The sequence below is a fragment of the Aquabacterium parvum genome (assembly GCF_001447195.1).
GTDB lineage: Bacteria > Pseudomonadota > Gammaproteobacteria > Burkholderiales > Burkholderiaceae_C > Aquabacterium > Aquabacterium parvum.
The window spans coordinates 90,722-115,783 of sequence record NZ_LFRI01000144.1 but is presented as its reverse complement, the minus strand read 5'-3'; the positions used below and the strand labels follow the sequence as shown (position 1 = coordinate 115,783).

Genomic DNA, 25,062 nt, shown 5'->3' with positions numbered 1-25,062 from the left:
GAGAAATGACATGCAACTCAACCGAATGCTCATTGCCGCCGTGGCCGCTGCCGCATCGCTGACCTCGCTGCCGGGCTGCGCTGTCTCCCGCGAGCAATCAACGGTCGGTGAATACATCGACGACGCCACCATCACCGCCAAGGTCAAGGCCAGGTTCGTGGAAGACAAGTCCGTGGACGCGACAGCCATCAGCGTCGAGACACTGGGCGGCGAGGTCATCCTCTCGGGTTTTGCCAAGTCCAGCGCCGAGAAGACCCGCGCTCAGGAACTGGCTCAGCAAGTCAAGGGCGTGCGCTCCGTCAAGAACTCGCTGGAAGTGCGCGGTTGATCGCCTGATCACCCCTCCCAGTTGCCACCCGGTGAAATCGGGTGGCTCGCACGGCGCGCGTGTCGGACAAGTCCTACACGCGCGCGCCTGCGTTTCCGATTCAATCGGTAACATGCCCAGCACACCCCCACCACTGCGCTGTTTCATCGTCGAAGACAGCCCCATCATCCTGCACAACCTGATCGACACCCTGGAGCAGGTGTTGCCGCTTCAGGTCGTGGGGACGGCCGCCGACGAAGAAAGCGCCACCACCTGGATCCACAACCACCCGTCGGGTTGTGACCTGATGATCGTGGACGTGTTCCTGAAATCGGGCATCGGCCTGAACGTGCTGGTCACCGCGCGGCGCCACGCCCCGCACGTGCACAAGGTGGTGCTCACCAACTACGCCACCGACGCCATCCGCCAGCGTTGCCTGGCGCTGGATGCGGACCGGGTCTTCGACAAATCGAGTGAGCTGGAAGACCTCATCGCGTACTGCGGCGAACTCGCCAGCACGATCGGTGCGGCCTGAACGCACGCGGTGGCTTCTCACTCACTGGATCAAGCCGTTCTTGAGCGCGTAATAGGTCAGGTCGCTGTTGGTGGACAGGCTGAGCTTTTCCATCACCCGGGTGCGGTAGGTGCTCACGGTCTTGACGCTCAAGGCCAGGCTGTCGGCCATGGCGCCCACGGTCTCGCCTTTTGCCAGGCGCAAGAAGACCTGGAACTCGCGCTCGGAGAGCAACTCGTGGGGCTGCTTTTCAGCGGGAGCCGTGAGCCCGCTGGCCAGCATCTCCGCCACCCCGGCGGTGATGTACTTGCGCCCCCTGAACACCGTGCGGATGGCGTTGATGATCTCGCTCGGGTCGCACTCCTTGTTGAGGTAGCCGCTCGCGCCCTGCTTGAGCAAGTGGGTGGCATAGTGCTGCTCAGGGTAGCCGCTGAGGATGAGCACCGGCAGGTCAGGGAATCGGGCCTTGATCGCCAGCAGCGCATCGACGCCACCCTCGTCGGGCATGGACAGGTCCATCACCAGCACATCGACCTCGCCACTGCGCGCCAGCTCCAGGGCTTCCTTGCCGTTGCCCGCTTCCCCCGTGACACGCAGGTCAACCTGCTCGCCCAGGTATTGCTTGAGCCCCGCACGCACGATGATGTGGTCGTCCACCAAACCAATTCGGATCATCTGTCCAGTCTAGGCCATGAACTCAAGACTTTTGCGACTCCTCCTTGGCGCCCATGGGGACATGTGGCGCATCGCTGCGGCGGTGCTGGCGGCGGCCTTCATGCTGCTGATCACGGAGCTGGCTTACCAAAGCCAGAGCGAGCAACTCGGCACGCTGGCCAAGATGGGCAAGGCGCGGCTGACGCTGGCCTACGCCATGCAGCGGGTCACCGATGCCGAGGCGGGCAAACGCGGCTACCTGCTGGTGGGTGGGCAAGACTACCTGGAGCCCTACGTTCGCGCCAGCAACGACGTGCGCGTGGCACTCAGGGAGATCCATGCGCTCGACCACGCCAGCGGCGAAGCCAGCCTGCCAAGCAGGCAACTCAAGCTCGATCAGCTCTTCGACGAAAAGCTCGCCGAAATGCAAGAGGTGCTGCGCAGGCATGACAGTGGCAACCGCGAAGCCGCCATCGACATGGTGCGCAGCGGCATCGGCCGCGAAATCATGCAGCGCATGCGCGACGAGTTCGACGTCAACATGGCGCACCGCAATCGCCTGGTGACCCAAGGCCTGGACGACATCCAGGAGTTGCTGCTGCTGGGTCGCATTGGCATCGCCGCGATGACGGTGCTCAGCCTGCTGATCCTCATCCTGCTCATCCGCCAGGGCCGCCAGCTCATGATCGAGCGTGAAGCGCAGCGCACCTCGCTGCTGCACGAAAAAGACCGCTTGGAGCAGGAGGTGCAACGCCGCACCAGCGACCTGCGCGACCTCGCTCGTCACCTGCAGACCGCCCGCGAAGACGAGCGAGCCCGCCTGGCCCGTGACCTGCACGACGAGCTCGGCGCACTGCTGACCACGGCCAAGCTCGACGTGGCCGTGCTGCGTCCGCGCATCCAGCAGAACCTGCCCGAGTTGCTACCCAAGGTCACCCACCTGACCGACGCGCTCAACCAGGGCATCGCGCTCAAGCGCCGCATCATCGAAGACCTGTGCCCGTCATCCTTGCGCACCCTGGGCCTGGCCGCTTCGCTCGAAGCGCTGCTGCACGACACGGGCAAGGTCAGCGGCCTGCACATCGAGCAGGACCTGCAAGCCACCTCGCTCTCCGCAGACGACCAGCTCACCGTCTACCGGGTGGTGCAAGAGGCGATCACCAACGCGCTCAAGTACGCCCAGGCCACCCACCTGCGCGTGCGGCTGCTCGAACAAGGCGCACACGCTGTGGTCAGCGTCGAAGACAACGGCATCGGCTTTGACCCCGACACCTCCAGGCTGGGACGGCACGGCCTGCGCGGCATGCGCTTTCGCGTCGAGGCCTCTGGAGGCGAGCTCTCCCTGAGCTCGGCGCCTGGTCATGGCACCTGCATCACGGCCAGGCTGCCCCTGATCCCGACAGACCCGGGCGAAGCCAAGCCGACGCAGGCGTTCGGTGCTCAGGCATCCGGCGCCATGTAGGCCTGGTCCGACACACACGCCTCACCGAGACCGACGCGCAAACAAGCCGCGCGCCTTCACGCCCGCGCCCCCTCGGTTCCTAAAGTGAACCCAACGCCCACCACACGGTTGGCGCCCAGGCCTCATCACTTCAGGAGCCCGCCATGCTGCACTACGCCGTCGTCTTCTTCGTCATCGCCCTGATCGCCGCCGTGTTCGGCTTCGGAGGCCTCGCGTCCGGCGCAGCCAGCATCGGCAAGATCCTGTTCGTGGTGTTCCTGGTCATGGCCATCGCATCGTTCGTCATGAACCTGCTGCGAGGCTGACCTCCCATCCATCCACCCAAAGGAGCCCACCATGAGCCGACAGACCGCCCAAGAAATCAGCCGGGTCGCCAGCCGCCAGGTCGACCGCATCGCCGACGCCGCAGGCAACGCCCTGGACCAGGCCCACGACGCAGCCGATCAGGCCCTGAGCTCGGTGCAAAACGGCGCGCAGCACCTGGCCGAGCGCGCCCCAGGCCTGGTCGACCTGGCCATCGACCGCGTCAAGCATTTGGGCGAGCGAGGCAGCGACATCGCCCGAGCCACCAGCGCCATGGCGATGGACAAGGCCAGGCTGGCCGCCGACCACACGGCAGACCGCATCCGACGTGACCCGCTGAAGTCGGTGCTCATCGCGGTGGCCGCCGGCGCAGCGGTCGCGGTCATTGCCAGCCACATGGCCCACCGCCGTGCATCCAGCGGCGGCCGCAGCAACCCAGGCCGCTGAACCCGCGGCACACCACCCGCTTCACCAGGCCAAAGCCATGCCACCTCTTCTCAACGCCGCGCTGCGTCACCCTGAGGCCGCGCTGAAACACCTGCGCGCCTACGGTCAGCTCGCCAGTGCCGAGCTGACCCTGGCCCTGCAGGGGTGGCAAAAGAGGTTGCTGCTGAGCGTCGGGGCGCTCGTGAGCGGTGGGCTGGCCATCGGCTTCATCGGACTGTTGCTGATGGCCTGGGCGCTGGTGCCCGGTGCGCTGGGGCCTCTGTGGAGCCCGCTGCAATGGGTGCTGCTGTCGGCCCCTGCGGCGCTCAGTATTGCAAGCTGCCTGGCTTGCGTGCTCGCCTTGCGTGCCACCCCATCGCCTGCGCCGCTGCGGCACCTGCAACGACAGTGGCAACTGGACGCCACCTGGCTGATGCCCAGCCAAGCCGAGCCGCAGGAGACACCATGACACCCCTCACCGACGCGCGCATCGCCGAAGCTTTGATGCAGCTCGAGCGAACGCGGACCCAGCTCGTGCTGCGCTGCGCTGGCGGGCTCAATGAGTCGGGCGAACACGCCAACCAGGCGCCCTCCGACCTCGAGCTCACCGGACTCCTGGACACCGTGTTCACCGAGGGCCTGGCCGACGACTGGATCGCCCGACACCCCTGGGCCAGCGTCGCAGCGGGTTTGCTGGCAGGCGGCCTGGCGGTGTCACAACGCCAACGCCTGATCCGCTGGGCCGTGGCCCATGCCCTGCCCTGGCTCACCTCGCAAGCGTCGGTGATGGCCGCGCCGCTGCTTTTGCAGTGGCTGAGCCGACAGGCTGCTCAGCCCCCCACCGACGGGGCCACGGCAGCGGCAGACACCGAAGCAGCCCCAACCCCCGACACCGTCGGACTCACCGAGCCGAATTCACCCACCGCAAGATCGCCTGCGTGATCCTGGGCGCGATCGGCGAGGCCACAAAGGCCGCCAGCGAGGCCACCGGCCACGCGATCACGAAGGCCCGCGCCCAGAGCTTGAGGAAGTCCGGCCGCCATCCCAGGTTCAGCCAGGTGATGAAGGCCGTCATGATGAAAGCCATGATGCCGGCCATGACGACGGGCTGAACGTGTTTGGGTTGCAGTTGCATGGGCTCGGCCGCAGATGAAATCAGGGTGAACCCGGATGATACGCAGCCGGGGACAAGCTGGCATGATCTCGGGTCATCCCACCACGAGGACGCCTCATGGCCCATGCCCCCACCGCGCCGGCTGCCGACGCACCCATCACGACCAAACATGGCGTTTGCAACCTTTGCGAAGCCATCTGCGGCCTGACTTTCCAGGTCCAGGGCGAAGGCTCGCAAGCGCGCATCATCAGCGTCAAAGGCAACGACGCCGACCCACTCTCGCGCGGTCACATCTGCCCCAAAGCGGTTGCGCTCAAGGACCTGCACGAAGACCCCGACCGCCTGCGCCAGCCCGTGCGCCGCGTGGTCGAAGGTGGCGTCACCCGCTGGGAGCCCATCGGCTGGGAACAGGCCTTCGACATGGTCGTCGAGGGCCTGGCCACGGTGCGCGAGCAACACGGCGCCAACGCCGTGGCGGTCTACCAGGGCAACCCCAACGTGCACAACTGGGGCAACGTCACCCACGGCCACCTGTTCCTGAGCCAGCTGAAAACGCGCTCACGCTTTTCGGCCACTTCCGCCGACCAGTTGCCACACCACGTGGTGGCGCACTGGCTGTATGGCCACCAGCTCGCGATCCCCATCCCCGACATCGACCGCACCCTGTACATGCTGGTGCTGGGCGGCAACCCGCTGGCCTCCAACGGCAGCCTGATGACCGTGCCCGATGTGCGCGCGCGCTTCAAGGCCCTCAAGGCACGCGGCGGCAAGCTGGTGGTGGTCGACCCACGCCGCACCGAAACCGCGGCGATCGCCGACGAGCACCTGGCCATCGATCCGGGCAGCGACGCCGCCTTCCTGCTCAGCCTGATCCACACCCTGTTCGGCGAAGAGCTCACGCAGCCCGGCGCGCTCGAGCCCCTGCTCGACCAGGTCAAGGCCGTGCGGGATGCCGTCGCGCCCTTCAGCCCGGAAGCCACCGCCGCCCACACCGGCATCGACGCGGCCACCACCCGCCGCATCGCACGCGAGCTGGCTGCCGCCTCAAGCCAAGGCGGCGGCGTGGCCTACGGCCGCATGGGCGTGTCCACCCAGGCGCACGGCGTGGTCTGCCAATGGGCCATCCAGGTCATCAACCTGCTGACCGGCAACATCGACCGCGAAGGCGGTGCGCTGCTGACCAGCCCGGCCCTCAACCTCATCCAGATGAAGTTGATGGGCCCCGGTCACCTTGACGCCTGGCGCAGCCGCGTGCGTGGCGCACCCGAGTTCAGCGGCGAGCTGCCTGTCTCCGTCATGGCCGAAGAGATGCTCACACCCGGCAAGGGTCAGATCAAGGCCTTGGTCACGGCCGCGGGCAACCCGGTGCTGTCCACGCCCAACGGCCGCCAGCTCGACGAAGCGCTCGAGCAACTCGACTTCATGGTCTCCATCGACTTCTACGTCAACGAGACCACGCGCCACGCCGACATCATCCTGCCGCCGACCTGCTTCGTCGAGCACGACCACTACGACCTCGTCTTCCTGCACCTGGCCGTGCGCAACGTGGCCCGCTACAGCGAGGCCATCGTCGATCGCGCACCCGGCGCCCTGCACGACTGGGAGATCTACAGCGAGCTGGCTCAACGCTACGCGCGCCGCGCCTGGTCGCTCGAGTGCGGTGGTGTGCGCGCACGGCTGACCGGCCTTTTCTCGCGTGCACTGATGAAACGCCTGTCGCCCCAGCGCCTGCTGGCCATTGGCCTGAATCGATCGGGCGCGGCCAATCGCGGCGTGACGATGGACAAGCTGCGAGCCCACCCCGAAGGCATCGACCTGGGCCCGCTCCAGCCTTCGCTGGGCAAGGCCCTGCAGGCGCGCGGCAAGTGCATCGACCTGATGCCTGCGGCCATCCGCCGCGAGCTGCCGCAACTGATCGCGCCCTTCACCAACCCGCTGCCAGAGAACGACACCGGCCGCCCGACCCTCAAGCTCATCGGCCGGCGCGAGGTGCGCAGCAACAACTCCTGGATGCACAACAGCGAACGCCTGGTGTCGGGCAAGGCCCGCTGCACGCTGTGGATCCACCCCGAAGATGCCCAGCGCCACGCGATCAGCGAAGGCCAGACCGTGACGGTGGCCTCGCGCACCGGCCGCATCCAGGTGCCAGTGCACGTCACGCCCGACATCCGCTCGGGCGTGGTCAGCCTGCCCCACGGCTGGGGCCACGATCGCCAAGGCGTGCGGCTGCAGGTGGCGAGCGCCCACGCCGGCGCCAGCATCAACGACCTGACGGACGACCGCCAGACCGATCGCATCTCGGCCAACGCGGCGTTCAGCGCCGTGCCGGTCTGGATCGAAGCGGCCTGACGGGGGCCCGGCACGCCCAAGCTGCCACGCTGACAAGCTGCCCAGTGGCATCGAGCCGGTTCAGTCCGGGTAGTGGCGCGCGCGGATCCTCTCGCTCTCGCGGATGATGTACTGGTCACGTGTGAGGCCGTCCGGGAAGGCGGCCATGCGCCGCGCCTGCGCGATCATCGCGGACTCCTCGGCCTTGAAGGCCACGAAGGTCGGATCCTTGCTCGGGTCCGACTTCGCCACCAGCGCCGCGTGCTCGCGCTCGAACTGCTGCTGCATGGCAGCCAGCTTGCCATCGAGCTCTCCGCCCTGCCAGGCCATGCGCGCGATGGCCATCTTCAGCTGCAGCGCATGGGCCAGCGAGTAGTAGTCCTCGCGCTGAAAGGCATCGACCTCATCCATGACCTGCAGGGCTTCGGACTGGCTCAGCACACGGGCGCCGCCGCTGCCCAGCAGGGCCTGCATGCGGCCCATGAAACCTTCGTAGGCACGCGCCTGGTCCACCGCAGCCCGGTCTTCGGGCGACAGGCGCTCGTAAGCCTGCCTCAGGCGAGCGAACTCGGCCGCGTCCGGCGCGCCCGATGCGGGCAACTCCGTCCCCGGCAGACCAGCGGCCGGACCCGATGCGCCCCACCACGGCGACGGCGCCGCCACGGCATTGGCGCGCTCTGCCACCGCCGCACCACCAGCACCCTGGCGCCCCATCCACCACATCGCCCCAACCAGGAGGGCTGCCAGCAGACACAGCCCCCCGACCACAGCTCGTTTGTTCATGTCAGCAGGAAAAAAGCCCCGCACCCTCGGGGAGGACGCGGAGCAAGCACAACACAGGAGAGAAAGCGCTCAGTTCGACTGGCTGACCGGCGTGAACATGTCAGGCATCAGCAGCGACAGCAAAGAGCGGTTGACCGGGCCCAGCGGCTGGTACAGCCCCCAGTACGGGTCCGAAGCACGCTCGCGCAACACCGGCGGCGAACTCAGGTCCACCAGGTTGCGCAACGCCGAAACCACGTCGCGACCGGTGTCCGGGTTGGTCGTGTTCTCGTAGTTGATGACCGTCAGGCAGTGCGAGGCGTTGAGCGTGCGACCGCTCGGCGAGAAGTAGCCCGTGTTCGGCCCCATGCCATCGATCTGGGCCAGCATGCGACCGAGGTCGCGCAGGTGCAGGTCGGTGGTGAAGCGCCCTTGCTGCGACAGGAAGGCGCGGGCAGAGCCGGCCTTGCCGCCGTTCTCGGCAGCGGAGACCTCGAACATGCCCGGGTTGTCCTGGTACATGAAGCCGCTGAAGTTCAGGTCGGTGATGCTCTGCACATACAGGGTGCGGTCCTGCGGCCACTTGTTGGCATAAGCCGTGCGCACGCTCGAGAAATCACGCCAGTTGAACTCGGGCAGCGCCTGCTTGACCAGCAGCAGCGGCGTGCGCGCATCGGGCTTGCTCGCGTCGAAGTTGAACAGCTCCGAAGCCACCCGCTTGTACATGACCGAGCTGGGCATTTCCTGCGGCGATGCGCTCGTCCAGTCACCCGGGTACATCGAGCCCGAATCGTGCATGTTGAATTGACGGAAGCTGGGGTTGAGCACCGTGCGCACCGCCACCTTCTGCGCGTCCGAGCCCACCGAGCCCGCGCTCTGGCCATGCAGGAAGACCTGCGCCGGCCGTGGCAGGTTGGTGCGCGCCCAGCCCAGCGTGGCCATCACGTTCTGCACACCCGAGTAGTGCTGCACGCGCGTGGCCTGCCCATCGGCGCTGGTGTAGACCTTGGTGTTGTCGCCCAGGTGCACGTCGCCCGAGCAATAAGGCATGTAGATGGTCGTCCAGTCCTGCATCTTCAGGCGCTGGTTCGTGGTCAGCGGGATGCGCTGGTAGATCGGCGACTCCAGCGCCCCCGTGGTCGACACGTTGAGCTTGCCGTTCGTGTACGACAACAGGCTGGTGTAGTTGTCGGGCACGCCCTCGGGGTTGAAGGCACCCCAGGCCGTCTTGCCCGCGCACTGCTCGTAGTTGAAGCACACACCACCCGGCTCCATGAAGATCTGGATGTTGCGGGTGTTGGGGCTGAGGTTGACGAAGATCTTGTAGGGCGAGCCATTGCCGCAGCGGGCACCGGTGGAAGCCGGCAGGTTCACCTGCTGCCACTTGTAGAAGGCCCGCGGGTTGTAGCCGGACTTGGTGCCACCGCCCTGGGTGGCAATCAGGGGATAGGCGAAGCGCTGGTCGGTGGTCTGGTTGACCGGCACATCGGCCTTGGGGGGCGACACCAGGTTCCAGGTGCGCTGCCAGGCGTTGTAGTCACCCGGCTCGGGCGCCACGCCGGATTTGGCGAAACTCGCCGCCGCCTGCGCCGTGTTCGAAGCGATGTTGGCCAAGGCCCAGGCGGCACCTTCGATGCCCTGGCCGATCTGGGTCACGGTGACCTGTGGCGTGGCGCTGGCCTCGGCGGCCTGCGCGATCGGCGATGCGGCCAGGACGCAGGTCCCGAGCATCGCGCTGACAAACACCGCGCGGCGTGCACGGGATGGGGGCAGGGTCTTGTTCATGGGCTTCCTCGGTCGGCGACAGCGGGTGTAACAATTCTCACGATTCACCCCCGATCGACCTCGCTTTGGTTTTCCCTAGGAAGTCATCGAACCCCTGTGTTTCAATGCGCTCCAATCGTCAGCTGCCTGACACTTCGCGAAACCCTTCACACGTGGAAACCCGCCCTCGAGGGTCCTTTGGACACATCGCGACGCCAGCCAAGTCGCCCCACCGGACCCGACAGGCCCAACCATGAACCCGCTCACCCAGGAAATCGCCGCCACCGCAGCGCGCCTCGTTGTCGAAGAGGGCCTGGAGTACGGCCCGGCCAAGCGCCGCGCCATCAAGCAACTCGGCCTGGGCGCCCGCGCCGAGCTGCCTGGCAACGACGCCCTCGAAGAGGCGGTGTTCGAGTACCTCAGCGTCTTTTGCGCCGACACCCAACCCACCGAGTTGCGCGCGCTGCGCGAGCTCGCTGCCCTCTGGATGCAGCGCCTGGCCGACTTTCGCCCCCACCTGAGCGGCGCCGTCTGGCGCGGCACCGCCACCCGCCTCAATGACATCCACCTGCAGCTCTACTGTGACGACAGCAAGTCCGCCGAGATCCAGCTGCTCAGCAAGGGCGTGGACTACGATGTCTCCAGCGCACCCGGTCCGCGCGGCGGCACGGTGGATCGGCTGAGCCTGACCGTGGACAGCGAAGCCCTGGGCGAGCCCATCGGCCTGCACCTGACCATCCTCGACGCCGACGACTTGCGCGGCGCCCTCAAGCCCGACGCCCGCGGCCGCACCGAGCGCGGCGACCTCGCCGCCCTGCGCCGTTTGCTGGCCGACACCTGAAACGCCCCCAGAACATGCCACAACGTTTGACCCAACACCCCCTGTTTGCCGAACATGAGCGTCCGCTTGCCTCCCAGCGGGGCGTGAGCCGACGCGTGGCCCTCTTCGGCACCGCGGGCCTCGCCGCAGCAGGAGCGGGCGCCTGGTGGGGCTGGCAGCGCCACGCCAGCACCGAGGCTGGGGCCGGGGCTTCGCCCGCCCAGCCCCAAGGCGCCTCGCCGGCCCAAGACCCCAACGTCGCCACGGGCGAGCCGCTGCCCGCCGGCTTTTGGGACGTGCACTTCGACACCCCGCAAGGCACCCCTTTCAACTGGGTCGGCCTGCAAGGCAAGCCTCTGCTGCTGAACTTCTGGGCGACCTGGTGCCCGCCCTGCGTCAAGGAGATGCCCGAGCTCGACCGCTTTCACCGCGAGTTCTCACCTGCGGGCTGGCAGGTCGTGGGCCTGGCGATCGACGGCCCGACTCCGGTCAAGGAATTCCTGACCAAAGTACAGGTAGGATTCGGGGTCGCGCTGGCCGGCTTCGGCGGCACCGAGCTGGCCCAGACCCTGGGCAACACGGCAGGCGGTTTGCCCTTCACCGTGTTGATCGACGCCCAGGGCCGCATCCGCCACCGCAAGATGGGCGCCACCCACTTCGACGAGCTGGCCACCTGGGCCCGCGCCATGGCCCCCGCCTGAGGCGTCCGGATCAACCCGAAACATTTCCGGCAAAAAACCGAGAATTTCGGGCTATTGCAAGTAAAATCCAGCTACGTTCATTTTCTCGGGTGATCTTGCGTGCCTCGTTGTCAGGTGAGGCGCCCTGGCCCACCCGGTGACGCATGCACATCCTCGTCCTCCATGGCCCGAACCTGAACCTGCTGGGCACCCGTGAACCGCAGGTCTATGGGTCCACCACGCTGGAGCAGATCAATTCGGATCTGAGCGCCCACGCCGCCCGCCGCGGCGCGGCCCTGACGGCATTCCAGAGCAACCACGAAGGCGCCCTGATTGACCGGGTCCAGGCCGCCCGCACGGACGGCACCTCCTTCGTGATCATCAACCCGGGCGGGTTCACGCACACCAGCGTGGCCCTGCGCGACGCCTTTGCCGGCGTGGCGCTGCCCTTCATCGAGGTGCACCTCTCGAACATCCACCGGCGCGAAGCCTTCCGCCACCACTCCTATTTCTCGGACCTCGCCGAAGGCGTGATCCTGGGCTTGGGTGCGGCGGGCTACCGACTCGCGCTGGAAGCCGCCCTCGATCGCCTCGGCGCACCGCCGCCGACGGCCCCTGCATCCGGCAGCTGAGCTTTCCCACCCGGAACGCCCCACCTGCCGCTCACCCCGAGCGCCACCCGCTCGCCGACCTCGCTGGAGAACATCCATGGACCTGCGCAAACTCAAGACCCTGATCGACCTCGTTTCCGAGTCGAACGTGTCTGAACTCGAAATCACCGAAGCCGACGGCAAAGTCCGCATCGTCAAGGCCGGTGCCGCGCCCGTCGTCATGCAGACCGTGGCCGCCGCGCCCGCCATGGTCGCGCCCGCAGCCGCCGCCGCCCCCGCAGCGGCCGCCGCACCTGCCGCAGCCGAAGCCCCGGCCGAGACAGGTCACGTGGTCAAGTCGCCCATGGTCGGCACCTTCTACCGCGCCTCCAGCCCTGGCGCCAAGGCATTTGCCGAAGTCGGCGACCAAGTCAAGGCCGGCCAGGCCGTCTGCATCATCGAAGCCATGAAGATCATGAACGAGATCGAAGCAGACCAGGACGGCACCATCACCAAGATCCTGGTCGACAACGGCCAGCCCGTCGAGTACGGCCAGCCCCTGTTCGTCATCGAATAAGGCGAGGGCTTCGCCATGTTCAAGAAAATCCTCATCGCCAACCGAGGCGAGATCGCCCTGCGCATCCAGCGCGCTTGCCGCGAGATGGGCATCCAGTCGGTGGTCGTCTACTCCGAGGCCGACCGCGACGCCAAGTACGTCAAGCTCGCCGACGAGGCCGTGTGCATCGGCCCAGCCCCCTCGGCGCAGAGCTACCTGCACATGCCGGCCATCATCTCGGCAGCCGAAGTCACCGACGCCGAGGCCATCCACCCCGGCTACGGTTTCCTCTCCGAGAACGCCGACTTCGCTGAGCGCGTCGAGCAATCGGGCTTCACCTTCATTGGTCCCACGCCCGAGTCCATCCGCATCATGGGCGACAAGGTCTCGGCCAAGCAGGCCATGATCCGCTCCGGCGTGCCCTGCGTGCCCGGCTCCGAAGGCGCCCTGCCCGACGACCCGAAAGAAATCATCAAGATCGCCCGCAGCGTTGGTTACCCGGTCATCATCAAGGCCGCGGGCGGTGGCGGTGGTCGCGGCATGCGCGTCGTGCACACCGAGGCCGCGCTGATCCACGCCGTGCAGACAACCAAGAGCGAAGCAGGCGCCGCCTTCGGCAACCCGCAGGTCTACATGGAAAAATTCCTGGAGCACCCGCGCCACATCGAGATCCAGGTGCTGGCCGACCAGCACAAGAACGCGGTCTGGCTGGGCGAGCGCGACTGCTCCATGCAGCGCCGCCACCAGAAAATCATCGAAGAAGCGCCGGCACCCGGCATCCCCCGCCGCCTGATCGAGAAGGTGGGTGAGCGCTGCTCGGCCGCCTGCAAGAAGATCGGCTACCGCGGCGCAGGCACCTTCGAGTTCCTCTATGAAAACGGCGAGTTCTACTTCATCGAGATGAACACGCGCGTGCAGGTCGAACACCCGGTCACCGAGCTGGTCAGCGGCATCGACATCGTGCAGATGCAGATCCGCGTGGCCGCTGGCGAAAAGCTGCCCTTCACGCAACGCCAGATCGAGATGCGCGGCCATTCCATCGAGTGCCGCATCAACGCCGAAGACCCGGTCAAGTTCATCCCCTCGCCGGGCCGCATCACGACCTGGCACGCCCCCGGTGGACCTGGCGTGCGCGTGGACTCGCACATCTACACCAACTACTTCGTGCCGCCCAACTACGACTCCATGATCGGCAAGATCATCGTGCACGGCGACACGCGCGAGCAGGCCCTGGCCCGCATGCGCACCGCCCTGTCCGAGACCGTCGTCGAAGGCATCCAGACCAACATCCCGCTGCACCGCGAGCTGATGGTGGACGCCAAGTTCGTCGAAGGCGGCACCGACATCCACTACCTCGAGAGCTGGATGGCGGCGCGCAAGCGCTGAAGCCCCAAGGCGACACCTGACATGCCCCTTTACGAACTCACCCTGCTGGCCCAAGAAGCCGAAGTCGAGAACCTGAGCGACGCGCTCATGGAGATCGAGGCCCTGTCCGTGTCCGTCGAAGACGCCGATGCCGACACGGAGCACGAAGAAGCCCTGTGGGGTGAGCCGGGCATGCCGGTGCCGCGCGAAGCCTGGCAGCGCTCGACCATCAAGAGCCTGTTCGCCACCGAGTCGGAGGCGCTCGAAGCCGCCACGCTGATCCTGGCGCAGGACTGGGCCGAGGACATCCACGTTCAGGGCATCCAGCCCGTGGACGAACAAGACTGGGTGCGGCTGACGCAGTCGCAGTTCCAGCCTGTGCCCATCACCGACAGCTTCTTCATCGTGCCGACCTGGCACGAGGTGCCCGCCGCAGCCAAAACCGTCATGCGCCTGGACCCGGGCCTGGCCTTTGGCACCGGCACGCACCCGACCACGCGCATGTGCCTGAAGTGGATCGCGCAGAACGCCCCCGCCTTCGCCGGCCAGCGCGTGCTGGACTACGGCTGCGGCTCGGGCATCCTGGCCATTGGCGCAGCGCTGTTCGGCTCGGGCCTGATCGACGCGGTCGACATTGACCCTGCCGCCGTGGAGGCCACCGTGCTCAACGCCGAAGCCAACCTGACCCACCTCAAAGCGGCCGACGGCAGCCTGCCCGTGCGCGCCGGCCTGCCTGACCTGGTGGGCGAGGCCCGAGGCAACTACCCGCTGGTGCTGGCCAACATCCTGGCCACGCCCTTGCGGATGCTCTCGCCGCTGCTGTCGAGCCACGTCGCAGCAGGTGGCCACCTCGTGCTCGCGGGCATCCTGGCTCGCCAGGAGCAAGAGCTCAAAGACGCCTACGCCGAAGTGGGCCTGCAGTTGCAGGTCGCCAACGAGGAAGAGGGCTGGATCCTGATGACCGCCCAAAAGCGGGTGGGATGAACACGCACCCAGGCCGGTTTTCCCTTGAAAAAATGGCATAAAGGCGGGCTATGAGCCTGGCCACCCGTTGCACCCACTGCGGCACGATCTTCAAGGTCGTGCAAGACCAATTGAAGGTCTCCGAAGGCTGGGTGCGTTGTGGCCGCTGCCACGAGGTCTTCAACGCCCTGCCGGCGCTGTTCGACCTCGACACCGAAGCGCCACCGCCAAGGCAAGTGCCGCCACCGGGGCACCAGGCCACGCAGCCCGCTGCCCCACCCGCGCAGCCGCCGGCGACCACACCGCCACCCGTGCGGCCATCGACGCCGCCGCCTGCCGCACCCATGGCCCCATCGGGCTGGAGCCGCACGCAACCCGCCGGACTGGACCGCCCGCCGGCGCCGCTGCGCGCACCATCGCCGCCAGCCCCCACGCCCATCAGTGCCCACACGTCGCTGACCTCGGCCGACCTGTCCTTCGGCGCTGCGGCGGCCCCAGCACCGGCTGCGCTCCCGGCAGCCACCGATTTCGACCTCGACACCTCGGTCGACCTGTCTGACCAGCCTTCGCCCGCCGGCAACGACCGCCTGCGCATCGCTGACGAGCCCCGCCCCTGGCTGGAGGATCCGCCCGAGGACGTGCCGAGCACCGACGAGGCCGACGCCCTCGAATCGCGCTACCTGCTGCCCTCGGACACCCGGCAAGTGCGCCGCCGCGAACGTGGCCCCGAGTTCGCCGATGCCCAGTTCCCCAGCGACCTGGATGCCGAGGACGAGTGGGCGCGCTACCAGGACAGCGTGCCGGCCCCCCTGACCGAGCCACCGCCGATGTCCTCCTTGCCGGCGGCAGCCCTGGCGCGACCAGAGCCGCTGCAGCAGCCCCAGCCTCAAGGTGCGGCCGATGCGTCCGCCGACGCCCCCAAGGCCGGCCTGGCGTCCGCCACCACAGCCGAGCTGGGCGCAGAGGCCTCCCTGCTGCGTCAGTCCGACCCGGGTTACGTGCCCGAGCAGCCCGTGCAGCCCCCAAGCCAGCGCAAAGGCCGCTCTGGCACGCGCGGGCGCGACCCCGCTTCGCAGGCCCCCGAATTCGTGCGCAAAGCCCAGCGCCAGGCGTTCTGGCGCTTGCCCTGGGTGCAGGCCACGATGGGCCTGATCGCGCTGTTGCTGGTGCTCGGCCTGACCGTTCAGCTGGGCCACCATTTCCGAGACTGGGTGGCCGCACACCACCCATCGAGCCGCCCTTTGCTCAACGCCTGGTGCGCGCAGGTCGGCTGCCAGATCCGGCCACCCATGCGGCTGGACGCCCTGCAGGTGGACAACGCCACGCTGGTGCGCACCGCCTCCGAAGGCCCTGACCGCTACCGCCTGACCGTGGCCGTGAACAACCGCGCCACCGTGGAGCTGGCCTGGCCCCACATCGACCTGACCCTCACCGACGACCGTGGCGCCGTGATCGCCCGCCGGGCCTTTGCACCCACCGACGCCCAGATCGCCAAGGGAGAAGGCATGCCGCTGTTGTCCGTGCCCGAGGCCGTTCCGGCTGGCGAGAGCACCGTCCTGCAATGGTCGCTGCGCCTCAATGACCTGGCCCCAGCCGGCTACACCGCCGAACTTTTCTACCCCTGAGCGTCCATCGCTGAAAGCAACAACATGTCCGTGCTCATCTGCGGCTCCCTGGCCTTTGACACCATCACCACCTTCCCAGGCCGCTTTGCCCAGCAGATCCTGCCCGAGCAGGTGCACATCCTGAACGTGTCCTTCCTGGTGCCCTCGATGCGCAAGGAATTCGGCGGCTGCGCCGGCAACATCGCCTACAGCCTCAAGCAACTCGGTGGCGAACCCCTGATCATGGCCACGCTGGGCAAAGACGGCGCCCTCTACCGCAACCACCTCGAGCAGCAGGGCCTGAACCTCAAGCACGTGATGACGGTGGAAGACGACTACACCGCCCAGGCCATCATCATCACGGACCAGGACAACAACCAGATCACGGCCTTCCACCCCGGCGCCATGGGCCAGGCTCACCGCCTGCAGATCCAGGCCGATCCTGCCATCAAGCTGGCCATCGTTGCCCCGGACGGCCGCGACGCCATGATCCAGCACGCCGCCCAGCTGCAAGCCGCCAAGATCCCCTTCATCTTCGATCCGGGCCAGGGCCTGCCCATGTTCGACGGCGAAGACCTCAAGCGCTTTGTGTCGCAAGCCACCTGGGTGGCGGTCAACGACTACGAAGCCAAGCTGCTGGCCGACCGCACCGGTCAGAGCCTGGCCGAGATCTCGAAGGCCCCGCACCTCAAGGGCCTGATCGAGACCCTGGGCGCAGACGGCTGCAACGTCTACATCCAAGGCGAAAAAACCCACGTGCCCGGCGTGAAGGCCGCTGCGGTGGTCGACCCCACCGGCTGTGGCGACGCATTCCGTGGCGGTCTGCTGCACGGCCTGTCGCAAGGCTGGGACCTGGTCAAGTCGGTGGCCCTGGCGAACCGCATCGGCGCCATCAAGATCGCCGTGGCCGGCCCGCAGAACTACACGCTCGACCGCGTCGCGCTCGGCGCCTGAGGACGCGTGCGCCGCCTGCTGGCTGCTGTACGGGCCCTCTCTCCCCCCCTCCCAGCACCTGTGTCGCCACGGCCGCACAGGTCCCGCACCGACCGGCGGCATGCGCACGCGCGCGCTCACCCGCTCAAGCAGGCCTGCGCGGCCCTGGCGCTGCTGGCTGCCTCCACGGCCCACGCCGGATGGCTGCAGAAGCTGGGCTTGGGCACGACGTCGGCCGGTGTTGGCAGCGGCGTCACCCTCGCCACCTGGAACATGGAATGGCTGATGGTGCCCGCCGAGCACGAGCGGCTGGCCGCGCGCTGCACCAGCCAGCAACCGCGCAGCCAGGACCGCGCCCTGCCCTGCACACCCGGTCGCACGCCGCCGCCCTCGCGCACCCAGGCCGACCTGGACGCGCTGGCCCGCAGCGCCCAGTCGCTGCATGACACGCACCGAGTCGATGTCGTGGCGCTGCAGGAAGTCGATGGCCCCGAAGCCGCCAGACAGGTCTTTCGGCAAGGCTGGCAGCTGGGTTGCTTCACCCAACGGGCTCACCCGCAGAAGGTGGGCTTTGCCATCCGAGAGGGCGTGCCCTTTCGCTGCAACGGTGACCTGACCGCGCTCGACATCGATGGCGGCACGCGTGCCGGTGCCGACGTGACCCTGTGGCCCGGCACTTCGCGCGAGGTCCGACTGCTGGCCGTTCACCTCAAAAGCGGTTGCTTCACCGGCAAGCTCGACCGCAGCTTCGAGCCCTGCGCACGGCTGCGTCAGCAGGTGCCCGTGGTCGAAGCATGGGTCGATCAACGTGTGCGCGAGGGCACGGCATTCGCCCTGCTCGGCGACTTCAACCGCCACCTCGACAAAGACGCCCGCTACCCCGCCGGCCCCGACGAAGGCGCGCCCTTCAACCTGGTGCAAGCCTGGAGCGACGACGTGCCCCGAGGCGCGACCTTGCTGAGGGCCACCGAGGGCCAGCGCTACACGGGCTGCACCGCCGACGACAAGCACCGGCAGTACATCGACGACATCTTCATCGACCAGAAACTGGCGGCCCAAAACGGCAACAGGCGCTTTGCGCGCCTGTCGTTCGATGCCTCTGACCAAGGCCGTCAATTGTCAGATCACTGCCCGGTGATCTGGGCCCTCAAGCCCTGATCGCCAACCGCGACAGCGGGGCGGCCGCCGCGAGGTGGGCGAAGCACCCGGCCAGGGTCAGGCCTTGCCTTGCTTGGCCACGGCGGCAGCCGCTGCGGCAGCCGCTTCGGCGTCACCCAGGTAGTAGTGCTTGATGGGCTTGAGGTCGGCGTCGAGCTCGTACACCAGCGGGATGCCATTGGGGATGTTGAGGCTGACGATGTCGTTGTCGCTGATGTTGTCGAGGTACTTGATGAGGGCGCGGATCGAGTTGCCGTGCGCGGCGATGACGATGCGCTGGCCGCTCTTGATGGCCGGGGCCAGCACGTCGGTCCAGTAAGGCACCACGCGAGCGACGGTGTCCTTGAGGCACTCGGTCAGGGGCACTTGCTCGGGGTTGAGCTTGGCGTAGCGCAGGTCCTGGCGCTGGCCGCGCGGGTCGGTGGGCTCCAAGGCCGGCGGCGGGGTGTCGTAGCTGCGGCGCCAGATCAGCACTTGCTCGTCGCCGTACTGCTTGGCCATGTCGCCCTTGTTCAGGCCCTGCAGGCCGCCGTAGTGGCGCTCGTTGAGGCGCCAGTCCTTGACGACGGGCAGCCAGCTGCGATCCATCTCGTCGAGGGCGTAGTTCAGGGTGTGGATGGCGCGCTTGAGCACCGAGGTGTAGGCGACGTCGAACTCGTAGCCTTCGGCCTTGAGCAGCTTGCCGGCCGACATGGCCTGCGACACACCAGTGGGCGTGAGCTCCACGTCGGTCCAGCCGGTGAAGCGGTTTTCCAGGTTCCAGGTCGATTCGCCGTGGCGGATCAGCACGAGCTTGTACATGGTCGGGTCTCGGTGGTTTCTGATGAGGCTAGCCCTCGATTATAAAATCGCGGCCGATTCCTGGTGAACCTGTGCCCCCCGTGCATCGGGTCCCTGGCCGACGCCCTTCCCGGGCCCCTGACGTCTCTTCTCGCGAAAGCACCCCTGCATGACCTCCTCGAGCTTCCTTGCCGACAACTGGATCTGGATCCTGGCCGCAGCCTCTTCGGGCGGCATCCTGCTTTGGCAGCAGCTCCAGCAAGCCGGCAACGGCGGCATCACGCCAGCCCTGGCCGTGCAGCTGATGAACAAGGAGAAAGCCGTCGTCATCGACGTGTGCAGCGCCGAAGAGTTCGCTGCTGGCCACGTGGCGGGCGCCAAGCACATCCCGCTGGCCGACCTGGGCACCGCCAAGGGCCTGCCCGGCAACAAAAAGCTGCCCATCGTGGTGGTGTGCGCCAGCGGTCAGCGCTCTGCCAAGGCCGTGGTCGAGTTGAAAAAGATGGGGCACGAGAACGTGCAGTCGCTCGCAGGTGGCCTCAAGGCCTGGCGAGAAGCCAACCTGCCGATCGAGAAGGCCAGCAAGGCCTGATTCAGCGGCGCAGGCGTGCATCACGCCGCCAACGACGCCAACGGCGCCAGCCAGCGAGCTTTCGTGGCAGGCGCACGCTAGTCCCCACGCGCCAGGCGGGCATCGCTCTGGCGGGACAATGGCGTTGCCGCGCCTGCCTGGCGCTGCCCCCTCCACCGCACCACCCTGCACCTGCCGCACCATGCAAGCCGTCAAGATGTACACCACCCAGGTCTGCCCCTACTGCCAGCGGGCCAAGATGCTGCTCAAGCAGCGCGGGGTCGAGGCCATCGAAGAAGTCCGCATCGACCTGGACCCCAGCCAGCGCGACCACATGATGGCCATCACGGGCCGGCGCACCGTGCCCCAAATCTTCATCGGCGAGACCCATGTGGGCGGCTGCGATGACCTCATCGCGCTGGACCAACGTGGTGGCTTGCTGCCCATGCTGGCTGGTCAGGCCTGACACCAGGTCTCCAGGCCTTCAAGCCTTCAGGGACTGAGCGGGCAACAGGCCCCTCAGCCGTTCAGACGCTGGCCGGCATCACGTCACACAGGCCGCGCCAGGGCCAGCAACAGCGCCAGCTCCGCCTGAGCCCAGCGCAACAGTTCGGGCTCGGGCAAACCAGCGCGCGCCCTCAACGACAGCGAATGCATCAGCGCCGCGAACAGGCCCGCCAGCGCTGACGCCGGCAGCGCATCGCTCAACTCGCCTTCGCGTGCGGCACGCTCGAAGCGCGCCGCCAGCAAGGCCGACTGCCCCGCCAGCGCCTGCTGCATCAGCGCCCGCACGGCTTCGTCCTGCCAGGCCACCATCGGCGCGGTCGACACCATGAAACACCCCCGGGCACCTCGGTAAATGGCCACCGTCTGCGCCAGCAGCCGCTCGAGCGCCTGAGCCAAGGTCAGGCCTGGCGCGTCAAGCGCGGCAGCCATGCCGTCTCCCACCTGCTTGACATAGCTCTGCAGGGCCAGGCGGTAGAGCTGCGCCTTGTCACCCAGGCCCGCGTAGAGACTGGCCTTGTTGACGCCAGCGGCTTCGCACAGGTCGTCCAGCGAGGTGTCGGCATAGCCTTTGCCCCAGAAGGCCTGCTGGACCTGCTGGAGCACCGTTTGAGGATCGTAGGCACGGGGGCGGCCCCGAGGCTTGGCATTCATTCTTACCAGTCAGTCAAAAATTCATTGACGCATTGATTTTTGTACTCTACAGTAAAAAACTCAACTGCACGCCGACACAGCGCCACCGCATGGACACCCTCGCCTTCACCTCCACCCTGGCCCTGTGGCTGACCGCCTTCGTGGCTTTGCAACACCTGGGCTTCCTGGTTCTGGAGATGTTCCTGTGGACCCGGCCCGCTGGGCGCAAGGCTTTCGGCCTGACCCGAGAGTTCGCCGAATCCACCCGGGTGCTGGCGGCCAACCAGGGCCTGTACAACGGCTTTTTGGCGGCCGGCCTGGCCTGGGGCTGCTGGCTGGGCGCTGCGGGCGCCGACATCCGCACATTCTTCCTGGGCTGCGTGGTGATCGCCGGGGTGTTCGGCGGTGCCTCGGCGAGCTGGCGCATCCTGCCGATCCAGGCCCTGCCCGCCGGCATCGCGCTGGCGCTGATGCTGCTTTGAGCGGCCTGCCCTGACGCGTGGCGCGCGGTGCACACGTGCCGCGGCATGCGGGCTGCCCCGCCTTGTGTGCCAAGGCTCGCTCCACGATGATGGCCGCACACTGACCAGCGTGGAGACACCTTGGCCTGGCGTGACAAGCTGTCCCTGTGGGCGGAAGGCATCCGCAACGCGCTGATCCTGCTGCTGCCGCTGGCTTTGATCGGGGCGCTGGCCAACGCGGCCCTGTACCTTCCGCTGCCCATTTACCGGGAAGCGATGGCCAGTGTGTTCGGCGCAGACTGGACCGCCGCAGCGGCCACCCTGGTGCAGGCCACGAACGGCATCACGGGCATGACCAGCGCCATGATCGTGGCCTCGCGGATCTCGCTCTTGCTCGACGAAAAGGAGCGCCGCCACTTTCCTTCCATGGCCGGGACCTCGCTGGTCGCCGCCGCGACCTTCGTGCTGGGTGTCGCCCCCGAAGGCCAGGTGGTGCTCGAAGACCTGGGCTACGCCAGCCTGTTCAAGGGCCTGGTGCTGGGCGTTTTCACCGCCGAGGTGCTTCACCTGCTGGAGCGCACTTTCCCTGCGCCCCGGCACGCCATCGACTACCAGATCGGCGACACCCTTCAGTTCGGCATCCGCATGGCCTCGTTCGGCGCCGTGGTGATGGCTTGTGCGTGGGCCACCTCTTCTCTGGCTCATGCTGGCCTGCACACCCTGAACACCTCACTGGCGCCGATGCACGTGGCGCTCGGTCAGGTTCAGAGCCTGGGGACCTGGTTGCTCAACGCGGTGCTGGTCCTGGTCAACCAGCTGTTGTGGCTGGTGGGCGTGAACGGCGGTCAGATCATCCTGCACTGGAGCGAGCAGGATTCGGCCTGGATCGCCCCGCCTGGTGCCGACCTGTCTCACCCCCTGGGCAACCCGATGGTGGTCAACGCCTTTGCGCACCTGGGCGACGCTGGCGCCACCTGGGGCCTGATCCTGGCCATCTTGCTGCGCGGGCGCGACCCGGTCATGCGTCGCCTGGCCTGGGCCTCTGTGCTGCCAGCCATCATCAACGTCAACGAGCTGCTGCTCTTTGGCATCCCCCTGGTGTTCGGGCTGCGCTGGCTGGGGGCCTTCGTGGCCGCGCCGCTGCTCAACAGCCTGTTGGCCAGCGCGGTGCTGAGCTGGCTGCCCCCGTCGGGGCCGACCGAGGCGGTCAGCTGGTCCACGCCCATCCTGCTGTCCGGGCACCTGCTGACCGGCTCGTGGGTGGGCGTTGCCATCCAGCTGGGCGGGCTGCTGCTGTCGACCCTGATCTACCTGCCCTTCGTGCAAAGGCTCGAGCGCGACCGCAAGCAGGATTTCGGGGCCATGCTCAAGGACACGCTCAATTTCCTTTGCGCCCCTGTGCGCGGCAGCGAGGGCATGCTCGAGCGGACCGATCGCTACGGGCGCATCGCTCGGGCGCTGGTCAAGGAGTTCGAGAAGGACCTGGGCAGCGAGCGCGTGTACCTGGTCTACCAGCCCGTGCACGACATGCAGGGGCGCGTGGTCAGCGTCGAGGCTTTGATCCGTTGGGAGCATGCCGAGTACGGCCTCATCCCGGCACCGGCCATCATCAACCCGGCCGAAGAGTGCTTGCTGATCCACCGCATCGGCGCCTTCGCGATCGACCGCGCCTGCCGCGACCTGGCGACCTGGCAGAGGTCCGGGCATGAGGTGAAAGTGGCCGTCAACGTCTCGCCGGTTCAGCTTGAGAGCAGCTCGCTGCCGACCACCGTCGCTCAGGCGTTGAGACAGCACCAGGTCGCGCCTGGCCAGCTCAAGCTCGAAGTCACCGAGGGCCGGGCACTCAACATCACCGAGGCCTCAGACCGCACCCTGCACGCCCTGCAGGACCTGGGCGTGGCCCTGAGCATGGACGACTTCGGCATGGGCTACACCTCGCTGCTGTACCTGCAGCGCATCAAGTTGTCCGCCATCAAACTCGATGGTTGCATCACGCGGGGCATCGAGCACAACCTGGTCAACCAGGACATCGTGCGCACGGTGACTCGCCTGGGCTCTTCGCAAGGGGTGAACGTCATCGCCGAATACGTCGAGACACCCAGCCAGCAAGCTTTGTTGCAGGAGCTGGGCTGCGACCAGTTCCAGGGCTGGCTCTACAGCCCCGGGCTCAAGCTGCCCGACCTGCTGCGCTACCTGGGCGAGCGGGCAAACCCTGAGGCAACACCCCCCTCAGCCCTGTGACAGGCCTGTCACGGCGCTGCGCCATAATCCCCCGCACCGGAGACAGACCCGTCAGAGCGCGCAACCTGCGACGCCCGGGCCCACCGAACAAACCAAGGAACCGTCATGAGCGAACAAGCCCAGCCCAGCTTTGCCATCCAGCGCATCTACCTCAAGGACCTGTCCCTGGAGCTGCCCAACGCCCCGCAGATCCTGCTGGAGCAGGGCCAACCCCAGATCGACGTGCAACTGAACCTGCACGCCGAACCGGTGGTTGAAGGCATCTATGAAGTGGCCGTGACCGCCACCGTGACCGCCAAGGTCAACGACAAGGTGCTGTTCCTGATCGAAGCCAAGCAAGCCGGCCTGTTCGAGATCCGCAACATCCCGCAAGAGCAACTGCAGCCGATCATCGCCATCGCCTGCCCGCAGATCGTCTACCCCTACCTGCGCGCCACCGTGGCCGACACGCTCAACCGCACCGGCTTCCCCGCCGTGCACCTGACCGAAGTCAACTTCCAGGCCATGTACGAGTCGCAGCTGCAGCAAGCCGCTGCCCAGCAGGCCAACGCCTGAGCGGATGACCCCACCGATCACGGTCCTGGGGGCCGGCGCCTGGGGCACCGCGCTGGCCATCAGCGCGGCGCGACAAGGCGTGCCGGTGCACCTGTGGGCGCGCGACGCCGCCCAGGCGGCCGAGATGCAGCGAGCGCGCCGCAACGCGCGCTACCTGCCCGACGCCCCCTTCCCTGAGGCGCTGCAAGTCTCGGCCGACTTCGCTCAGGCCGTGGCGCACGCGCACGCACGACAAGGCCTGATCATCATCGGCACGCCCATGGCGGCGTTGGCCGAGGTGCTGCAACGCCTGCCGGCTGACGCCGCTGCGCTGTGGCTGTGCAAGGGCTTCGAAAAAGGCACCGGTCGGCTGGGGCATGAAATCGCGCGGGCCGTGAGCCCGCAGGCGCGCACCGGGGTGCTCTCCGGTCCGAGCTTCGCGCACGAAGTGGCCATCGGCCGACCGACCGCACTGGTCGCCGCCAGCCCCGACGCTTCGCTCGGCGAGCTGGCCGTGCGCACCTTCCACTCCGATTCGCTGCGCGTCTACACCTCGCCCGACCCGGTTGGTGTCGAAGTGGGCGGCGCGGTCAAGAACGTGCTGGCGATCGCCACCGGCATCGCCGACGGCCTGGAGCTGGGCCTGAACGCCCGCGCCGCCCTCATCACGCGCGGCCTGGCCGAGATGACCCGCCTGGGCGTGGCCCTGGGCGCACGCCCCGACACCTTCATGGGCCTGTCGGGCCTGGGCGACCTGGTGCTGACCGCCACCGGCAGCCTCTCGCGCAACCGCAACGTCGGGCTGCAACTGGCCACGGGCAAGCCGCTGCCGCAGATCCTGCACGAGCTGGGTCACGTGGCCGAAGGCGTTTACACCGCGCCCACCGTGTGGCAACGCGCGCAGGCCCTGGGCGTGAGCATGCCCATCACCGAAGCCGTGGTGGCCGTGCTGGAGGGTCGCATGGGCCCGGCACAAGCCGTGGGTGCGCTGATGCGCCGCGAGGCCAAGGCCGAAGGCTGACGCCAGGCCGATGA

General features: G+C 67.5%; 29 protein-coding genes. 23 read left to right on the top strand and 6 right to left on the bottom strand.

All coding sequences use genetic code 11. The features are described 5' to 3' along the window. The first annotated feature begins 10 nt into the window (after nucleotides 1-10). Together ABG80_RS05160 and ABG80_RS05155 are read left to right on the top strand one after the other, a co-directional pair. Nucleotides 11-328 (top strand): BON domain-containing protein, encoded by a 318-nt coding sequence (locus ABG80_RS05160; RefSeq protein ID WP_058086685.1) that lies wholly within the window; start codon nucleotides 11-13, stop codon nucleotides 326-328. Between the two features lie 112 nt (nucleotides 329-440). Then, nucleotides 441-842 (top strand): response regulator, encoded by a 402-nt coding sequence (locus ABG80_RS05155; protein ID WP_058086684.1) that lies wholly within the window; start codon nucleotides 441-443, stop codon nucleotides 840-842. 21 nt (nucleotides 843-863) lie between these two features. Here ABG80_RS05155 and ABG80_RS05150 read toward each other — a convergent pair whose 3' ends face one another. Then, nucleotides 864-1,496 carry a response regulator gene (locus ABG80_RS05150; protein WP_058086683.1) on the bottom strand — a complete coding sequence of 211 codons (633 nt, stop codon included), beginning with the start codon at nucleotides 1,494-1,496 and terminating at the stop codon, nucleotides 864-866. 61 nt (nucleotides 1,497-1,557) lie between these two features. Between ABG80_RS05150 and ABG80_RS05145 the strand changes: the two genes are divergently transcribed. The 5 genes from ABG80_RS05145 (at nucleotide 1,558) to ABG80_RS05130 (ending at nucleotide 4,608) form a co-directional block, all read left to right on the top strand. Beyond that, complete coding sequence (locus tag ABG80_RS05145; protein WP_058086682.1) at nucleotides 1,558-2,937, top strand: CHASE3 domain-containing protein; 1,380 nt, start codon at nucleotides 1,558-1,560, stop codon at nucleotides 2,935-2,937. A 143-nt stretch (nucleotides 2,938-3,080) separates the two neighbouring features. Continuing rightward, nucleotides 3,081-3,242 carry a DUF1328 domain-containing protein gene (locus tag ABG80_RS21230; protein WP_083505828.1) on the top strand — a complete coding sequence of 54 codons (162 nt, stop codon included), beginning with the start codon at nucleotides 3,081-3,083 and terminating at the stop codon, nucleotides 3,240-3,242. 31 nt (nucleotides 3,243-3,273) lie between these two features. Continuing rightward, on the top strand, nucleotides 3,274-3,687 hold the full coding sequence (locus tag ABG80_RS05140; protein ID WP_058086681.1) for a hypothetical protein: 414 nt from the start codon (nucleotides 3,274-3,276) through the stop codon (nucleotides 3,685-3,687). Between the two features lie 37 nt (nucleotides 3,688-3,724). Next, the gene (locus tag ABG80_RS05135) at nucleotides 3,725-4,135 is read left to right on the top strand and encodes a hypothetical protein (protein ID WP_058086680.1); all 411 of its coding nucleotides are present in this window, start codon (nucleotides 3,725-3,727) and stop codon (nucleotides 4,133-4,135) included. After that, the gene (locus ABG80_RS05130; protein ID WP_058086679.1) at nucleotides 4,132-4,608 is read left to right on the top strand and encodes a hypothetical protein; all 477 of its coding nucleotides are present in this window, start codon (nucleotides 4,132-4,134) and stop codon (nucleotides 4,606-4,608) included. The genes ABG80_RS05135 and ABG80_RS05130 overlap by 4 nt, the downstream gene beginning before the upstream one ends. Here the strand turns inward: ABG80_RS05130 and ABG80_RS05125 are convergent. After that, complete coding sequence (locus ABG80_RS05125) at nucleotides 4,568-4,765, bottom strand: DUF2798 domain-containing protein (protein WP_200964256.1); 198 nt, start codon at nucleotides 4,763-4,765, stop codon at nucleotides 4,568-4,570. The genes ABG80_RS05130 and ABG80_RS05125 overlap by 41 nt on opposite strands. Nucleotides 4,766-4,897: 132 nt before the next feature. Between ABG80_RS05125 and ABG80_RS05120 the strand changes: the two genes are divergently transcribed. Then, nucleotides 4,898-7,129, top strand: a complete 2,232-nt coding sequence (locus ABG80_RS05120; RefSeq protein ID WP_058086677.1) for a molybdopterin-dependent oxidoreductase — start codon at nucleotides 4,898-4,900, stop codon at nucleotides 7,127-7,129. A gap of 60 nt (nucleotides 7,130-7,189) precedes the next feature. Here ABG80_RS05120 and ABG80_RS05115 read toward each other — a convergent pair whose 3' ends face one another. Both ABG80_RS05115 and ABG80_RS05110 read right to left on the bottom strand, forming a co-directional pair. Continuing rightward, on the bottom strand, nucleotides 7,190-7,891 hold the full coding sequence (locus tag ABG80_RS05115) for a hypothetical protein (RefSeq protein ID WP_152987468.1): 702 nt from the start codon (nucleotides 7,889-7,891) through the stop codon (nucleotides 7,190-7,192). A 69-nt stretch (nucleotides 7,892-7,960) separates the two neighbouring features. Beyond that, entirely contained in the window at nucleotides 7,961-9,655 is a 1,695-nt protein-coding gene (locus ABG80_RS05110) for a pectin acetylesterase-family hydrolase (RefSeq protein ID WP_083505827.1), read from the bottom strand. 232 nt (nucleotides 9,656-9,887) lie between these two features. Here ABG80_RS05110 and ABG80_RS05105 point away from each other — a divergent pair, with 232 nt between their 5' ends. The 9 genes from ABG80_RS05105 to ABG80_RS05065 all read left to right on the top strand — a co-directional run bounded on the left by ABG80_RS05105 (nucleotide 9,888) and on the right by ABG80_RS05065 (nucleotide 18,303). Then, the gene (locus tag ABG80_RS05105; protein WP_058086674.1) at nucleotides 9,888-10,475 is read left to right on the top strand and encodes a hypothetical protein; all 588 of its coding nucleotides are present in this window, start codon (nucleotides 9,888-9,890) and stop codon (nucleotides 10,473-10,475) included. A 14-nt stretch (nucleotides 10,476-10,489) separates the two neighbouring features. Continuing rightward, nucleotides 10,490-11,155, top strand: a complete 666-nt coding sequence (locus ABG80_RS05100; protein ID WP_083505826.1) for a TlpA family protein disulfide reductase — start codon at nucleotides 10,490-10,492, stop codon at nucleotides 11,153-11,155. A gap of 143 nt (nucleotides 11,156-11,298) precedes the next feature. Then, on the top strand, nucleotides 11,299-11,766 hold the full coding sequence (gene aroQ / locus ABG80_RS05095; protein ID WP_058086673.1) for a type II 3-dehydroquinate dehydratase: 468 nt from the start codon (nucleotides 11,299-11,301) through the stop codon (nucleotides 11,764-11,766). Between the two features lie 76 nt (nucleotides 11,767-11,842). After that, the gene (gene accB / locus ABG80_RS05090) at nucleotides 11,843-12,301 is read left to right on the top strand and encodes an acetyl-CoA carboxylase biotin carboxyl carrier protein (protein WP_058086672.1); all 459 of its coding nucleotides are present in this window, start codon (nucleotides 11,843-11,845) and stop codon (nucleotides 12,299-12,301) included. A gap of 15 nt (nucleotides 12,302-12,316) precedes the next feature. Then, a complete protein-coding gene (gene accC, locus ABG80_RS05085; RefSeq protein WP_058086671.1) occupies nucleotides 12,317-13,666 on the top strand; it encodes an acetyl-CoA carboxylase biotin carboxylase subunit in 1,350 nt (449 codons plus the stop codon). Between the two features lie 21 nt (nucleotides 13,667-13,687). Further along, the gene (gene prmA / locus ABG80_RS05080; RefSeq protein ID WP_058086670.1) at nucleotides 13,688-14,629 is read left to right on the top strand and encodes a 50S ribosomal protein L11 methyltransferase; all 942 of its coding nucleotides are present in this window, start codon (nucleotides 13,688-13,690) and stop codon (nucleotides 14,627-14,629) included. 50 nt (nucleotides 14,630-14,679) lie between these two features. Further along, nucleotides 14,680-16,233: a zinc-ribbon and DUF3426 domain-containing protein gene (locus tag ABG80_RS05075; RefSeq protein WP_058086669.1), complete on the top strand. Its 1,554-nt coding sequence runs from the start codon at nucleotides 14,680-14,682 to the stop codon at nucleotides 16,231-16,233. A gap of 24 nt (nucleotides 16,234-16,257) precedes the next feature. After that, nucleotides 16,258-17,166 (top strand): carbohydrate kinase family protein, encoded by a 909-nt coding sequence (locus ABG80_RS05070; protein ID WP_058086668.1) that lies wholly within the window; start codon nucleotides 16,258-16,260, stop codon nucleotides 17,164-17,166. A 60-nt stretch (nucleotides 17,167-17,226) separates the two neighbouring features. Further along, nucleotides 17,227-18,303: an endonuclease/exonuclease/phosphatase family protein gene (locus ABG80_RS05065; protein ID WP_058086667.1), complete on the top strand. Its 1,077-nt coding sequence runs from the start codon at nucleotides 17,227-17,229 to the stop codon at nucleotides 18,301-18,303. A gap of 57 nt (nucleotides 18,304-18,360) precedes the next feature. Here the strand turns inward: ABG80_RS05065 and gpmA are convergent, their stop codons facing one another. Beyond that, entirely contained in the window at nucleotides 18,361-19,104 is a 744-nt protein-coding gene (gene gpmA / locus ABG80_RS05060) for a 2,3-diphosphoglycerate-dependent phosphoglycerate mutase (RefSeq protein WP_058086666.1), read from the bottom strand. A gap of 148 nt (nucleotides 19,105-19,252) precedes the next feature. Here gpmA and ABG80_RS05055 point away from each other — a divergent pair, with 148 nt between their 5' ends. Together ABG80_RS05055 and grxC are read left to right on the top strand one after the other, a co-directional pair. Beyond that, entirely contained in the window at nucleotides 19,253-19,675 is a 423-nt protein-coding gene (locus ABG80_RS05055) for a rhodanese-like domain-containing protein (protein ID WP_058086665.1), read from the top strand. Between the two features lie 181 nt (nucleotides 19,676-19,856). Beyond that, the gene (grxC, locus tag ABG80_RS05050) at nucleotides 19,857-20,120 is read left to right on the top strand and encodes a glutaredoxin 3 (RefSeq protein WP_058086731.1); all 264 of its coding nucleotides are present in this window, start codon (nucleotides 19,857-19,859) and stop codon (nucleotides 20,118-20,120) included. An 83-nt stretch (nucleotides 20,121-20,203) separates the two neighbouring features. On the opposite strand, the gene ABG80_RS05045 is transcribed toward grxC, so the two are convergent. Next, nucleotides 20,204-20,812, bottom strand: a complete 609-nt coding sequence (locus tag ABG80_RS05045) for a TetR/AcrR family transcriptional regulator (protein ID WP_058086664.1) — start codon at nucleotides 20,810-20,812, stop codon at nucleotides 20,204-20,206. Between the two features lie 89 nt (nucleotides 20,813-20,901). Between ABG80_RS05045 and ABG80_RS05040 the strand changes: the two genes are divergently transcribed. The 4 genes from ABG80_RS05040 (at nucleotide 20,902) to ABG80_RS05025 (ending at nucleotide 25,048) form a co-directional block, all read left to right on the top strand. Continuing rightward, nucleotides 20,902-21,273: a DUF1304 domain-containing protein gene (locus ABG80_RS05040; protein WP_058086663.1), complete on the top strand. Its 372-nt coding sequence runs from the start codon at nucleotides 20,902-20,904 to the stop codon at nucleotides 21,271-21,273. Nucleotides 21,274-21,393: 120 nt separating this feature from the next. Beyond that, nucleotides 21,394-23,493, top strand: coding sequence for an EAL domain-containing protein (locus ABG80_RS05035; protein WP_058086662.1), 2,100 nt, complete (start codon nucleotides 21,394-21,396; stop codon nucleotides 23,491-23,493). 105 nt (nucleotides 23,494-23,598) lie between these two features. Then, nucleotides 23,599-24,048 (top strand): protein-export chaperone SecB, encoded by a 450-nt coding sequence (secB, locus tag ABG80_RS05030; protein ID WP_058086661.1) that lies wholly within the window; start codon nucleotides 23,599-23,601, stop codon nucleotides 24,046-24,048. A 4-nt stretch (nucleotides 24,049-24,052) separates the two neighbouring features. Beyond that, complete coding sequence (locus ABG80_RS05025; RefSeq protein WP_058086660.1) at nucleotides 24,053-25,048, top strand: NAD(P)H-dependent glycerol-3-phosphate dehydrogenase; 996 nt, start codon at nucleotides 24,053-24,055, stop codon at nucleotides 25,046-25,048. The last annotated feature ends 14 nt before the right edge of the window (nucleotides 25,049-25,062 follow it).